Annotated in this window: 16 protein-coding genes; 7 read left to right on the top strand and 9 right to left on the bottom strand. The window is 55.4% G+C overall.

Going from position 1 to position 13,896, the window contains the following annotated elements:
• Positions 1–3 precede the first annotated feature (3 nt).
• A complete protein-coding gene (locus QP181_RS13545) occupies positions 4–435 on the top strand; it encodes a lysozyme (protein WP_333928853.1) in 432 nt (143 codons plus the stop codon).
• A gap of 87 nt (positions 436–522) precedes the next feature.
• On the opposite strand, the gene QP181_RS13540 is transcribed toward QP181_RS13545, so the two are convergent.
• On the bottom strand, positions 523–1,296 hold the full coding sequence (locus QP181_RS13540; protein ID WP_333928852.1) for a hypothetical protein: 774 nt from the start codon (positions 1,294–1,296) through the stop codon (positions 523–525).
• Positions 1,297–2,144: 848 nt separating this feature from the next.
• Between QP181_RS13540 and QP181_RS13535 the strand changes: the two genes are divergently transcribed.
• A complete protein-coding gene (locus tag QP181_RS13535) occupies positions 2,145–2,720 on the top strand; it encodes an NUMOD3 domain-containing DNA-binding protein (protein WP_333928851.1) in 576 nt (191 codons plus the stop codon).
• Positions 2,721–2,734: 14 nt separating this feature from the next.
• Complete coding sequence (locus tag QP181_RS13530; RefSeq protein WP_333928850.1) at positions 2,735–3,094, top strand: hypothetical protein; 360 nt, start codon at positions 2,735–2,737, stop codon at positions 3,092–3,094.
• Positions 3,095–3,114: 20 nt separating this feature from the next.
• Here the strand turns inward: QP181_RS13530 and QP181_RS13525 are convergent, their stop codons facing one another.
• Entirely contained in the window at positions 3,115–3,672 is a 558-nt protein-coding gene (locus QP181_RS13525; protein WP_333928849.1) for a hypothetical protein, read from the bottom strand.
• A 35-nt stretch (positions 3,673–3,707) separates the two neighbouring features.
• A complete protein-coding gene (locus QP181_RS13520) occupies positions 3,708–4,106 on the bottom strand; it encodes a hypothetical protein (RefSeq protein WP_333928848.1) in 399 nt (132 codons plus the stop codon).
• A gap of 315 nt (positions 4,107–4,421) precedes the next feature.
• On the opposite strand from QP181_RS13520, the gene QP181_RS13515 reads away from it, so the two are divergent.
• Positions 4,422–5,585 carry an IS3 family transposase gene (locus QP181_RS13515; protein ID WP_333922600.1) on the top strand — a complete coding sequence of 388 codons (1,164 nt, stop codon included), beginning with the start codon at positions 4,422–4,424 and terminating at the stop codon, positions 5,583–5,585.
• A gap of 245 nt (positions 5,586–5,830) precedes the next feature.
• Positions 5,831–7,090 (top strand): STAS-like domain-containing protein, encoded by a 1,260-nt coding sequence (locus tag QP181_RS13510; protein ID WP_333928847.1) that lies wholly within the window; start codon positions 5,831–5,833, stop codon positions 7,088–7,090.
• 78 nt (positions 7,091–7,168) lie between these two features.
• On the opposite strand, the gene QP181_RS13505 is transcribed toward QP181_RS13510, so the two are convergent.
• The 3 genes from QP181_RS13505 to QP181_RS13495 all read right to left on the bottom strand — a co-directional run bounded on the left by QP181_RS13505 (position 7,169) and on the right by QP181_RS13495 (position 9,788).
• Entirely contained in the window at positions 7,169–8,158 is a 990-nt protein-coding gene (locus tag QP181_RS13505) for an HNH endonuclease (RefSeq protein WP_333928846.1), read from the bottom strand.
• Positions 8,159–8,990: 832 nt separating this feature from the next.
• Complete coding sequence (locus QP181_RS13500) at positions 8,991–9,170, bottom strand: hypothetical protein (RefSeq protein WP_333928845.1); 180 nt, start codon at positions 9,168–9,170, stop codon at positions 8,991–8,993.
• A gap of 72 nt (positions 9,171–9,242) precedes the next feature.
• Positions 9,243–9,788 (bottom strand): terminase small subunit-like protein, encoded by a 546-nt coding sequence (locus tag QP181_RS13495; RefSeq protein ID WP_333928844.1) that lies wholly within the window; start codon positions 9,786–9,788, stop codon positions 9,243–9,245.
• Positions 9,789–9,827: 39 nt separating this feature from the next.
• On the opposite strand from QP181_RS13495, the gene QP181_RS13490 reads away from it, so the two are divergent.
• Positions 9,828–10,949, top strand: coding sequence for a TIR domain-containing protein (locus QP181_RS13490; protein WP_333928843.1), 1,122 nt, complete (start codon positions 9,828–9,830; stop codon positions 10,947–10,949).
• A gap of 23 nt (positions 10,950–10,972) precedes the next feature.
• Positions 10,973–11,782 carry a hypothetical protein gene (locus QP181_RS13485; protein ID WP_333928842.1) on the top strand — a complete coding sequence of 270 codons (810 nt, stop codon included), beginning with the start codon at positions 10,973–10,975 and terminating at the stop codon, positions 11,780–11,782.
• A gap of 17 nt (positions 11,783–11,799) precedes the next feature.
• Here QP181_RS13485 and QP181_RS13480 read toward each other — a convergent pair whose 3' ends face one another.
• From QP181_RS13480 to QP181_RS13470, 3 genes are all read right to left on the bottom strand, one after another.
• Positions 11,800–12,531: a hypothetical protein gene (locus QP181_RS13480; RefSeq protein WP_333928841.1), complete on the bottom strand. Its 732-nt coding sequence runs from the start codon at positions 12,529–12,531 to the stop codon at positions 11,800–11,802.
• Positions 12,528–13,175, bottom strand: a complete 648-nt coding sequence (locus QP181_RS13475) for a hypothetical protein (protein ID WP_333928840.1) — start codon at positions 13,173–13,175, stop codon at positions 12,528–12,530. Before QP181_RS13475 ends, QP181_RS13480 begins: the two co-directional genes overlap by 4 nt.
• Positions 13,176–13,248: 73 nt before the next feature.
• Positions 13,249–13,758 (bottom strand): Ros/MucR family transcriptional regulator, encoded by a 510-nt coding sequence (locus tag QP181_RS13470; RefSeq protein ID WP_333929637.1) that lies wholly within the window; start codon positions 13,756–13,758, stop codon positions 13,249–13,251.
• Positions 13,759–13,896: the final 138 nt, after the last annotated feature.

Genomic DNA, 13,896 nt, shown 5'->3' with positions numbered 1-13,896 from the left:
GGGATGACAAACTCATCCCGTGCCGGTCTTGGCCTCGTAAAGACTTTCGAGGGCTGCAAACTAACAGCCTATCTTTGCCCCGCTGGTGTGCCGACGATCGGCTATGGGCGAACAACCGGCGTCAAGCTGGGCCAGAAGATCACGCAGGCACAGGCCGATGCGTGGGTGGTTGAGGAGTATGACGAGTTCGAGGCTCGGGTTCGTCGGATCGTCCAAGTGCCCCTGACGGCCAATCAACTAGGTGCGCTGACCTCGTTCGCATACAATCTGGGATCGGGCGCGCTTGCGTCCTCTACGCTCCTCAGACTGCTCAACGGGGGTGATTACGCGGGTGCCGCAGCGCAGTTCGGGCGCTGGAACAAGGCAGGCGGTAAGGTGCTTGCAGGGCTTACAAAGCGACGTGCCGCAGAGGCCGCGCTGTTCCTCAAGGCGTAAGTAATACGTCCCCTGAGGACATTCCCGGACTGCTCAACCGTCCAATAAAAAACCCCGGAAAGCCGTTAAGCCTTCCGGGGGTTTCTTTTACGCCGCCACCTTTTCGCCAAGAGCCAACTTGAGCGCGATATCCTTGCCCAAATCGTTGACCTTCGAAAGCAAGCTGGCACCGCGCTTGCGGGCCTTTGCCTCGAAGGCATCCTTAGTGAGTTCTTCTGACGTGATGATTACGATGTCGTCGCCGTCGCGCTCGAAAACCAGAACGCCATACTCTGTGGAGGAATCCACAAGAGCAGGCTTTGCGATCTTGAACACGTCAGGCGCATTGCGGTTAAGTCCCGCCTTCAGCTTTGCCTCAGGCGTGAACCCCTTCGTAGCGACTCCGTTGTCCTCACGGTCCATCTTTTCAATGGCCTTGAGGTAGCGAAGATCACCATGCACGGCACCACGAATGGTGTCGACAACCTCGTCAGCAGGAACGCCGTTGAGCTCGAAATAACGGAAGTAATTTGCATACTTCTCCGCGCTGCGATCGGGCGTGAAGATGCTGTTCAAGACATTCCACTTCCCAAAAAGCAACTTCGTAACTGGAAGCCACTGGTTTGCAGTTCCGCTGGGCAGCTTCAAACCGGCCTTTTCCAAAGCCGCTTTGTAGAACGCCTTGTTCTCGTCATCGAGGATGATGAGACGCGAGACGCGATATGCCTCCTGAACCTGATTCCAGACGACTTCCCATCCCTTAATCTGGAAGTCCTGCATCGTCGTTTCGTCCGAGGCCATGCGGCCCTGAAAGTCCTGAACGAGCAGTTCAACCGGGTTGAGTGCCAGAGTCTCGGTGGTGGTGTTGTTCTCGATCGACATAATATGGTTCCTTTGCCAGCTTGGTGATCGAGCAGCCGTGCACGTCATTACTGACGCAACTCCCGATCTTCAGCGTATGGTAAGGACAAGCCTTGTCGGCCTGAGGCACGGCCCCAGGTCTCTGACCAACCGCTGCGCTGATCTGCAAAGGACTTTCATCCCAGACATTGCCGCCACTAAGAGTGACGACTGATTACCCAGCCAGCTTGCGAACCTATGTCTGTCAAAGAGCGTCTGAGGTTGCCCTCAGACATTCGGCTTATCGGGCAGCAGGTAAACGCCGGGTAAACGGATGCGGGGTTCGTGCGGCGCGGGCTCCCTCGGCGCAGCCAGCCTTCTCTCAACACCTCCTGGGGATAAGCGGAGCGTTAGCCGTCCGCAGGACTACTGGGTCTGGCGAAAGCCAGAGCGATTACCTGAGAAGCCATGTGACAAGCGGGTTTCCCGTGCGAGCACCTGAGCAACGCGAAGGCGCGGAGCACGCGGGAACCGCGTGGCACTACTCATTCCATGTGATTTTGGGGGTTAGTCAATGGGATGGGTGTAATTACTCTACAGAGTAATATACCTATTCTATTGGTTAATCACCAATGTCACGTGGGATGACCTACTTAATACTATATAAACCTACTCTATTGGATAGAGGGATATAGACGCCAGAGCCCCGCAGGCAGCATAGTATGAATATGGACCGTATGAGCCCATTCTAAGAGATTCCAGATAAATAGATCGGACACAGAGCATCACCCAAGTGTTCCAGATAGTTTAGGTTTCCGGCCCAACCGGATTACGTGAACCCCAGCGGTTGGTGATGCTCCCGCTGGGGTTTCCTGTTGAAAGAGCATCACATGACAGACATTCAGAATCTATCGCAGAGGCTAACAGCCTACCTGCAATCGTGGCACACCACGGCTACTAACAAACAGATTGCCGCTGGTATCGAAGTTGATCTTCCGTTTCAGGACTTCGTTGACCTCTTTGCTCCTGAGCAGCTTGACAGCCTACAGCGCGCAATCGACGCGAACCGTATCCGCTACCAGATGCGTGACACAAATCCTTTTGCATTCGTGCTTACATGGAAAAGCTATGCAGCCTGCTCTACGGGGAAGCTGAGCAAGGAAACCGCAACGGTCTGCTCGCGCCAGAAAAGTGCCCAGATCAATTTGCCCCAAGCCGGTGATAAGCTGCGCGACGGCCACAAGCAGGCAATCTCAGAAGCCCTTACCGGCCTCACCAAGAGTGACGAGCATAAGAAGGCCATTGGTGAAGCCAATAAGGGCAAGGCCAAAGAGCCGTGGACCGAAGAGCGTAAACAGGCGCGTCGCGCTCAGCTCGCGGCAAAGAAGGCCACCCAGACTCTGCAGCGCAGGGCCGCTGAAACTGCCGCATGGGAGCGCCTACAGGCATCGCGAGGTGACGCATGAGGCTGTCACACGACGTGGCGCAGAGCACCGAAGGGTATCAGGTTTTCAATCTCGAATTGCCTGTGGACGATGCCGATGCAGACTCCTACGCAAAACATCATGCGGCGCTAGAAGTCGGCGCAGACCTATCAGTCGATTACAGTGCTTTGAATGGCTACCAGCGTGCAAAGTGGAATGCTGCGTATAATCAGGCGCTGAAAACCGAAGCTCTCAGGCGAGCATTCAAATCCCCCGAAATTGTCTGGCTAGTTAAGCAGGATGCTGGGTTTGACGTTTACCCGTTCAGTTGGACACCAACCATCAACTATCCAAAACTCGCAATATGCGTCGGCGACAAGAAGATCGCGATGCTTTTCAAGCTGACGTTCGGCTAATACCCTTCCTTAAGGTGAAGTCAAACTGTGCGGCGTCGTATGATATCGAAACCGCCCTTTAGTCCTTCGAGCTTTTCGTTGAGTTCGGCTGCTGTAGCTGCGACGTCAGCAGGGTGGAGGTTGTTCACGCGCTCTGGTAGATCACTAAATGCTACGAGAGAATCGAACGCAGCGAATAGAAGCGGATCCGCATGAGGAAAATCTAACATCCTTCTTGCCCGCTGGTTTTGTTGATTTACGAAATTAATCCATTGAGACTTTTCGGTATTACGATCATCCGGACCCATAACGGCTCTAAGAAATCGCTGATTGGCGTCCTCGAGAATCTCGATGATACGAAGACCGGAAGAGACAAGCGAATTATGGCGGTCGTCCTCGTAGCGAGCGGCTCGGACCTCGGCGTCAGAAGCCCTCGCCTCGGCTCGAACGGCACGCCGTCTTTCCATAAATGCGACGTAGAGAGCTCCGCCACCGACAATCACGCTTCCTGCACCTGAAACCCAGTCTGCTACATTTCCCCAGTCGGCGGCATTTGGACAAAACATGCAGAGATCTTCCAGTCGTTCGCGCTTGACCATCTTCTTAGCACTGGCGGGTTGGAAGGCTATCTTCGTCAGGCGTCGGGCGTCTTGGGATCGCTGGCCGCAAGATAGCTCTTGGCGAGATTCTGCAACATGGTTTTTGCCCACGTGCGCGCCATACCGATGACGCCCACGCCGAGCGCGCCAATGCCCATGCCGGTGAACGTCGAATACATGATGGTATATTGGCGGTCGTAGATGATGGTCCCGGTGAGCAGCACGGATAGCAGGGTAACTAGGATCTCAAACACCATGACGCGCTTCTTGCGGCTAGGCGTCGTAATAGCGATGCCACGGACGATGAGAGCCGCGAGACAGCCGCACATAAGCGGTGCCCAGACCTCATAGGGTGTGGCTGTTTGAGCCGTCGCCAGACCCGCCGTTCCAGCCGACGTGAGGACGAGGCCGGTCAGGCTGATACGGTCGAACACTCCCGTATTTAAGAGAAAGCCCGTCCTAGAGCGACCGACGCCGCGAAGGCCGCACATAGGAACGAGACGCCAGCGAAGCGGCTTAGACGTGGCCAACGATTATCGGCCCAGACCAACGCGACGGGTGTGTTGCCCTTTGCCGCTCATCAGTTCCTCACATGGCAAGGACGCAAAGACGCGATCCGTTGGGAGGCTTGGCGCAGCGGCATGACGACGCCAGTGTTGATGTTGACGGCGTATCTCGATCGCCGTGACGTGACCCCCGTTTTTTCCTCCAGTTGGAGCTAGAGTCCGACCCCGGAAAGGGACGGACAGATGAAGCGGAAGCAGTTTTCGGAAGAGCAGATCATCGGCATCCTGAAGGAGGCCGAGGCGGGCGCGGTAGTGACGGACCTGTGCCGGCGGCACGGGATGTCGAGCGCGACGTATTACGCGTGGAAGGCCAAGTTCGGAGGGCTGGAGGTGTCCGACGCGAAGCGGCTGCGAGCGCTCGAGGAGGAGAACGCCCGGCTCAAGCGGCTGCTGGCGGATACGATGCTCGACAACGCGGGTCTGAAGGACCTGCTGTCAAAAAATGGTGACGCCTGCCGCGAAGCGGAAGCGGTCGCGCATCTCCAGACGGCGCTGGGGATGAGCGAGCGGCGGGCGTGTGCTGTCGTCGGAGCGGATCGCAAGAGCATGCGGTACCGCTCGTGCCGGGGAGATGATGGCGACCTGCGGTCGCGATTGCGTGAGCTGGCGCAGCAGCGCCGGCGGTTCGGCTATCGGCGGCTGCACATCCTGCTGCGCCGGGACGGCATCACGATCAACCGCAAGAAGACCCAGCGGCTCTACCGCGAAGAGGGTTTGACGGTGCGTCGTCGCAAGGGACGCAAGCGTGCTGTCGGCGCGCGGGCGCCGGCCCCCGTGCTGGCGCTGCCCAACCAGCGCTGGAGCCTGGACTTCGTGCATGACCAGATGGCCACGGGGCGGCGGTTCCGCATCCTCAACATCGTCGACGACGTGACACGCGAGTGCTTGCGGGCGGTGCTCGACACCTCGATCTCGGGCAAGCGCGTGGTACGCGAACTCGCTAATCTGATCGCCGAGCGCGGTGCGCCCAAGATGATCGTCAGCGACAACGGGACCGAACTGACCTCGAACGCGGTGCTCGCGTGGTCGGGCGATGCCGGCGTCGAGTGGCACTATATCGCCCCGGGCAAGCCGACGCAGAACGGGTTCGTCGAGAGCTTCAACGGTCGCATGCGCGACGAGTTGCTGAACGAGACGCTGTTCTTCACCATCCGCCAGGCGCGCGCGATCCTCGCGCGCTGGGTCGACGACTACAACACTGAGCGGCCGCACTCCTCGCTCGGCTACGCCACACCAGCGGCCTTCGCCGCCGAACTCGAAAAGCAACGGGCGGGTTTAAACCCGCCCGTTGCTTCACCCGCGCTCCTGCGCGACAACAACGGTCGGTCTCTGGTTGCCGCTGGATGAAAAACGGGGGTCACGTCAGCCGGAGCATGATGGAAGCCCGCTATTGCAGGACCGGACAGCGGGACACGCATGAGCATCGCCGGCACTTCCAAGGCCAGGTCGATCGCATCGAAAATGAATGCGGTTTCCAACTGGACGAACTAGCGGGGGATGGGATGGTCGTCGGCCAGAAGAGCTTACTCACTTAGAATGACAAATTCGGTGGCCGCCGTTGGGCACAGTCAAATCACTCGGGGGCAGGTAATTTGTTTAGAAGCGACGGTAACGTATTCACGTTCTCGGGCAACGTCGGTGGCGACCCGCTACCAGTGCTCGCAGCATTACATACAGTGCTTACCAAGCAGGGATACTCTGACGTAGTTCTAGATTTTGAGCAGGCCACATTTGTGTCCGCCCCTTACATATTACCGATTGTTGTTATGTGCCGAAAATACCGGCTAAGTGACTTCGACTTTGATTTGATTCTACCCTCGCTTTCGACCGGCGCACGCCTTCTTCAAAATACGGACTGGGCTCACTTGATCGATCCCAAAACATACGGATCGATGGCTGGTGCAAGTAAACGAAATCTCTCTGCAACTGCCTTCGCAACAGCTACGCAGGCTCACGACGCGGTGGATACGAGTATTAGAATGGTGCTCGGATTAGTAAGCGGGTTGGATCGGAGCCGGATTGTTGCTCTCCAATGGGCAATTGACGAGGTAGTTGATAACGTCCTCAACCATGCCGCATCGCCAGTGGGAGGCATCATACAGGTTATGACCTATCCAAAGCGCAAGCAAATCGAGTTCTACGTTTGCGATGCGGGCATGACCATACCTCGTTCCCTACGGCAGTCCGAGTATGGATATGATAACGACGCGATTGCACTACGTCAGGCAATCAACGAAGGGGTTACAAAAAACAAACAGACGAACCGCGGGAATGGATTGTTTGGCACATTTAGGTGTTGCGAGGTCAGCGGCGGCGAGTTTGATATTTTGTCGGGCAACGTGTCTCTGAAAAATCGACCTGCTAGTCGATATCACTCGGCAACAACCATCGTTAAGACTGCTCCAATACCATTCAACGGCACTTTTGTTAGGGCTTGCATCAACTGGGACTACAACCGACTGTTAGAGGAGGCTCTAGTCTTCAAGGGCAAAGCTCATGTGCCATCGTTTGATATAATAGAGAAATACTACGAGGCTGACGATGACAGCATTCTTTTCAAAGTAAAGGAGGAAAGCTATTCGTTCGGCACGCGGGAGGCGGGCCGCGAGTCTAGAAATAAGGCCGTCAACCTCATGGACAACTTCACGGTCCCCGTGACGTTCGATTTTGAGGAGGTCTTTGTCATATCGAGCAGCTACGCAGACGAGGTTTTTGGAAAGCTGCTTGTTGAGCTTGGCGAAGACAGGTTTAACGCCCTCTGCCGCTTTACCAATATGGACCGAACAATTAAGTTGCTGATCGACCGAGCGATCCGCCAGCGGCTTCCCGAAGCTAATCAAGCCATTAACTGAGGTTCAGGATGGCCTTAATGAAATCCGAGCCTGGCAGGAATGCGCGAACAAGGACGCGCATTCCTGTAGGTTCAAGCGTCAGTTTCCCCGCAGACTGGCAATGTCTTCCACCGACATCAGCTTACCCCAGCGATGGGCCATGCGGTGGCAGTTTGAGCAGAGCAAGGCCAAGTCCGACAGCTTTGGCACCGTGCCGGCCTTGACCGTATGGATGGGCTTCTTGTGATGCACTTCGATATAGTCAGCCCCGCGCTCGCCGTAGGCTTTCTCGAAATCGAAGTCACATGCCTCGCACGCGAGGGGTAGGCCGGCGTTTCGAATGCTCGCCTTCTTTCGGCGCACATTGATTGGGCTGCGTTCGTAGCGGCGATGCTTGCGATATTCGTAGCCACCCTCAGCCGCAAGGTCGGCATCCATGTCATCTGAGAATGCTTCTCCAACCTCAATCCCATTCTGGATACTCAAACGGATCGCGGATGCAGCCTCACGCAAACGATCGGGCTTCCCCGACCACTCCTGCCAGACGATCGCTTCTAGCTTGGCTCCTCGCTCCATTCCTTTGTTGCCCTTGGCCAGTTGGCTAGGGTCATACCGACGGAAATTCATCATCTTGAGGTAAACGCCATCGCCGTTTCGAAAGCGCGGAGGCACTGCCCGGCCTAGTTGCCCGGCTCTTTTGCGAAGAAGGTCGGATACTTCCGCAATCGACTTGCTCGTCTTTCCCGGTTGAGGGCTACGAAAGTAAAGATCAAGCGCGAGAATCATCTCCTCGCGATCCCAATTCACTTTCCCTTCGGTATAATCAAATCCGTGCTTTTCCAGCACAGGGATCATTGTTGCCAATCCGCCGCTATAGCCGCGATGCTCCATGGCTAGGTCGCCTATCGATCGATAGTGTGCCGCGTTGACAATTGCCTTTGACGGATAGAAGCCACCTTCCCACACGACATGGTAGTCCACGTTTTTGTCGGATCCGCCCCATTTTTGATGGAACTTGCCTGCTCCTAGTGTCCGATACTCTTCTAGGGTTTCCAAAATCGAACCCTTCGTTACGTCTGACAACGACACGCAAACCCCCTCCTAGTTTCCCGCGGTTGTAGCGTGAAGCCACCGCGCGGCGAAAGCCCGGTATCAAATCTCAGGTTACCTTATAGAAATCCTAAGACTCGCAGGGCACCGTGAGAAAGGGGCGTATGCCCTCCGCCAAACCGTTTGATCCAAAGAGCAACCGATCTTTGGACTTGACGCATTCTTTTCTGAATATCAGTTCAATCTACCAAGTCGCACCTCTACCAGTCACACTATAGACCAGACTCTGCAAATCAACCGATCAGGCAGTCACCTAGATATCTTTTTATCTTTGCGACGAACCGTTGCTGTTTGGGGTGCCATGCGGCTTTACGTAGGAGGTTGCTCTACTACCCATTCACTATGTTGTCATACCTGTCAAAGAGCAAGCCAGGCCAATATATCTTTGGCTCTTGACATCATTCTTTTCTGACTGACCAACCACTGATTAGGTCTGGTTTAGATAGATTGTCCATACCGCCAATGAGTGGTTGATTTGCTCTATTGCGAGTATAGTGTGACTGAGCAGGAGTGAGACTATTTGCAGACCCAGACAACAAAAGAGTTCAACGACTCGTCGCATTCTGGCTGACGGTTTTTCACTTGATGTTATTTTGCTAGGGTGGAGGTATGACTTCCTATCTAGGCCCACATAGTCTCGAATGAGACTACCGCCACAGTGACCATACTACCTAGGCAACACACCGACTGATTGACTGATCGGGGGTCAGGAACATGGGCGTCGCACAGGGTCTATTAGGCGCTCTGCTACCCAACTACCCTAAGGCCAGCCCTTGACCCTCACAGACCCTTACAGGGGATCACTTATGTATTAGAGGCCCAGAGCCATTGCACGGCACAGATGCTGCTCTACCTCGTCTGCATCAATGGATAGAATGAGGTCTTTTAAGTCCTGAGGCATTGGCTCACTGGGAGTGTGGTAGATGGCCCGCATGAGGTTGCCCAGCCAGTTGTGGTAGCCTGTGTTATCAACGATCAAATACAACTTCATGATAATCCCCTTTGGTTATCCTGCTTGTAAAGTCGTCCACTGGTGCAATCTACTGAAGACTTTAGAAGTCCGTTAATCGTCTTGCTCTGGGTCTTCGATTACATTGCCATCAATGACTGGTCCACCAAGGCCCCACTGGGGCATGGACACCGAGACCGCGACGTTCTGGTCCACCTGTAGGCTGTCGCCCCATGCCTTGCGATTGGATCGAGCCGCGATCCATTTGATGTTGTCGCTGAGCAGCTTCTTGGCCGCGTCACTCAGAGTGGTGTCGTAGGGGATCTCATACAGCTTCTCGACCTGAGCCGATTGCCCATGCGAACTGGCGATGGCTAGGCGCTTGTCGAATTCCTCATCGATCGCCGCGAGGTTGCGGATGGTTGCGGCGTCGACACCGATCTCACGGCAGACGGTGGAGAGGATATGGCCGCCACGAATGCGGTAGAGAATGATCTCTTTGTGCTCCTCGCTGACCCGACGCCACGCATTGGTGTCGCTCTCGGCTAGGTTGCGATCTGCCAGCTCACTCAGGGTCTTCGCGCTCTCGGCGGTCCGGGCCGCGTATTGGATCGCTCGCTTCGATTGTTCGTCCAGCTTGGGTAGTTTCTTTTGTGCCATACAGCTATTTAGAGGAACGGTTAGAGAACGGGGGTCTGGGTGTCGGCAGTCGAGGAGCTATTTGAGGCAGTAAAGGAATTCGAGCGGATCGCATCTATCGGTGTTGAGCCATCAGTCGAAGGACCGATCCAAAAACGGATTGATGCATGTAATCAGGTCGCTGAAGCATTCTCTAAATCATGGCTTGGCTACCATTCGAGAGTTTACCAAGAAGGCTTGAAGGCGCGTCCGGGGGCGCGGTTCGATAGCCAATGGGGCCTCTCAAACATGCGATTTGGGGAGTCTCGCGGCCAGTGGGGTGAGTATGATCCCGAAGGCGTAAAGGCTGAGATTAAGAAATTATCAGGCAACCATGACTTTACGGCGATAAACCGGCGTGTAAGCGAAGCTGACAAAAAACTCGAACGGATCAAAGGCGATGTGGTTTCGATCCTCTCGACCGCGATCGCCGAGAAATCGGATGATTTTTTAGCGAAACTGAAAACGGACATTGAGGGGATCGAGTCAGCATCTTACCGAGATGCCATACTATTTTACAGGCCATCTGGACAATTCATCTCGTCAGATACGATTGCGCTTACCGCTGGGCTCGTTACGCCGCCTCATATCGAGATGCTAGCTGAGGTGGTTTCAATGACTACGGTGTTCGGCGCAGCAAATAACGCCGCTGACATCACTCGAAAGGCTGCGTCTCATCTGGAGCGTCGTGCGAAATCGGCCAAGAAGACGTCTCGGGTTGGAACGAATGTCTTCCTTGGGCATGGGCGGTCGTTGCTCTGGCGTGAACTCAAGGATTTTGTTGAAGATCGTCTGCATTTGCCAGTTGATGAATTCAACCGTGTTCCCGTCGCAGGCCTAACTAACATCGCACGCCTTTCCGAGATGCTCGATGCTGCTGCCGTGGCGTTCGTCATCATGACTGCTGAGGATGAAACTGCCGAAGGTAAGCTACAGGCCCGCATGAACGTCATCCACGAGGTGGGTCTGTTCCAGGGGCGTTTAGGGTTCACCCGAGGGATCGTCATGCTCGAAGAGGGCACTGAGGAGTTCTCAAACGTCCAAGGCCTCGGCCAAATTCGTTTTCCCAAAGGGCAAATTAGTGCAGCGTTCGAACAGGTGCGCCTCGTTCTCGAGCGCGAGGGGCTTCTCGAGACAAATTGAATCGCATCAGGGAGTAGACGTGAATGGCTGACGAGCGAACGCTCGCGACGGAAGTTCGCGAGTTTTTTACGAACATAATTACCGGACAGAACCGGTATATAAACACAGCGATAGCCCAGACGGTTAACACAAACGTAGGCAGCGTGCAGTTTTACAGCGTGTTAGCGACTGTAAAAGCGAATTGCGACCAGCTTATTGATGATATTAACGCCAGTCGATTGAAGGGCGGAAGTAAGGCGCTGTATTCAGGAGCCGTAACGTCGCTGGCAAATTACCTATCACTAGAGTCCTTGCAAACCCTCACAACGGATAGCTTAAAAGGCGAGAGTCAGGCATTTCAATACCTTACATTGGTCGACGATGTTCTTGATCCTTTGGACAATCGCGACATACCGGTCGACTTTTTAACAAACGTCGCCGCTCAGGCTCAGGGAATGCTAGATGAGCTTGATGCCAGCGGAGTCGATGACCGCCTGAAGGCTTTCTTGTCGAAGCAGATTAAGCAGTTCATGTGGAGCATCCAGACCTTTCAGATTGTCGGAATCGAAGGGCTGACGAGGGCCTGGGGGGCGATGGCAGCAGAGATCGCCCGTTCTCAGGGTATGCAAGGCTCGCGAAAGACCGAGGCGCAAAGCTGGTATAGAAAGGCTCTACCTGTGCTTGGCGCGATTGGCCTTGCTGTTACCTCCGCAAGTGCGACGGTCGAACAGGCGGACAACCTCCTCACTCATGGCAGTCACATCGTTGCGGTAGTTACCGGGGCTGAGCACGGTGACGCCCCTGCGGACAAGAAGGATAGCCCTGCTGAGGAATCACCGACCGAGAAGAAATAGCTGGTCGGGGCGGCGGCTCATCGCCGCTCCGCTTCAGCGACCGAGTCGGTAAGCCAAGGGCAGTAGTCGATCATCGCTGCCGCAACGCTCTCAACATATATCTCAGCTTTATCTGCGCCACGATCGATCCGTCCGCGCCATTCCTTGGATGCTTTCCTCCAAAGCCATTGGTGCTCTTCTTTCCATCCCTTCAATTGGCCAGTTTCCGTCTGGCCAATCAGGTTGACCAAGCCTAGCTGATCCAGTGAGACGTCGTCAAAATGCTCATCGTGGTGCGTAGAGTTGCGCTGCGCGATCTCCTGCTTGAAGACCCGCTTGAAGTCCTTGATGATAGTTCCCGTATTGAACTCGGCCGGTGCGATTGTATCGCTCAGCGCGTTCATCATCTTCTTCAAACGCTCGCTGAACTCATACACGCGACTGAAATATAGCTCGACCATGTAGCGCAAATGGTCCTCGGTCGTAATACCAAGTCGAGGATTTGGAGCGTGCCGGAGATATGAGGAGCAGGCGCGCATACCTCGAACAGTGGCGTTGAGGTGTAGCCAAGCCATCATCGCAGCGTGCTGTTTATCAATCTCGGGTGGAAGAGGGAAAATGGATGGCAGGTCTATTGGCTTTCGCTGCCCGTCGTCATGGGACAGCGTGAACGAGATTTTAGCCCGGTTCCATTCCTTCCATCCCGGCAAGGCTTGCAGCCGGTCAGACCATTTGACGAGCGCATCATAGACTTCGTGGCTTCGGTTCAATCCTCGTCATCCACAAATAGCCAGATATTCGGATCGCTGAGTATGTCCTCTGCATCCCGGTCATCAATGGTTTTTGCTGCCCATCCCACGGGATCATGGGTCGTGCCAAAGAACCAGATATAGCGGCGGTTCATGTCGCCACTCGCTCCGGGTTCAGCCGTCCAGTAATAGGAGTCGCGGATCTCTTCGTTCATGTCCTCCAGGTCGGCCATGACATCGCGGAAGCTCTGGTCATCCGGTGGATTAGCCACGAGGTGCTTTATGAGGATCGCACCGCTGGGTAGGTCGCGCTTCTGGATGCGAGGGCCATTGTTCTTTGCATACAGTGCGGCGCTGATGTGGAACCGCAGCTTGCGACATTCTTCCTCGCTCATGCCCAGATAGCCCAACACCTGCTCCATTTTATGGGCGAGGTGTTTGTCGGGCTGCTGGCGAGTGCGTAACTGGCAATTGAAGCAGTCATAGCCCGTGCTGCCGTCGGCATTCACAAAGATAGCGCCGCGCTGCCTCGTATCCGGCGCATGGCCTAGATGAGTGCAAGCCGGACAGTTAAAGGTGTATTTGGTCCCCGTGGCTATCTGGTAGCGGCGAGATCGGGGCGGCAAGTGGGCCAGCAAGGCATCACGAACATAGTTGGGGCTCATCGGGCTGATCTAACGGCGAATCGTCGCCCAACAGTTAAGGGGCCGGCTCTCCGTGGAAAGCCAGCCCAGTAGGTTATTCCGCCGTAGCTTCTTCGGTCTTGCGCTTACGCGGTGCGGGCTTGGCCGCTGGTGCGTCGGCCTTGGGGGCGTTCGTCTGACCCGGCTTGCGACCAAGACCGATGCTCTTGGCCATCGTGCGACGTGCCTCAGAGTAGGCAGGAGCGACCATGGGATAATCGGCCTTGAGGTTATACCGATCGCGGTATTCCTGAGGCGTCATGCCATTGGTCGCGAGGTGACGACGGAGGGTCTTGTAGGGCTTGCCGTCGATCATGCTGATGATGTGGTCAGGGCTGCTCAGCGACTTGCGCGCCGTTACGGCACCTACGTATTCTTTGGGCTCGTCCGATGGTGCCGCGGCTACCTCGTTCCCGCCCACTAGGGACTGAACACTGGCGTGCATCTGGGCGAGAAAAGCCGGCACGTCATCGGCGGTCGTGCGCGTGTTGGGATTGCTCAACCAAGCGATCGTCAACTCCGTGGCGAGTTCAACAGGATTGGGGGCGTAGGTATCATCAGTCATGTATTGCTCCAGTTCGGCGTTCATCTAAGTATCTGATAGGCGGATGACAACTGCGGCCATTTCGCGGTAGCCGTTCAAGGTGATTACACAACCTCAGGGCATTTTGTGGTAGCTTCGTATCATGGCGACAGCAGGGGC

Origin of the sequence: Sphingomonas sp. LR55, assembly GCF_036856015.1 — a bacterium.
Classification (GTDB): domain Bacteria; phylum Pseudomonadota; class Alphaproteobacteria; order Sphingomonadales; family Sphingomonadaceae; genus Sphingomonas.
Note: the sequence above shows the minus strand (reverse complement) of the source record. Positions and strands in the feature narration are given on the sequence as shown.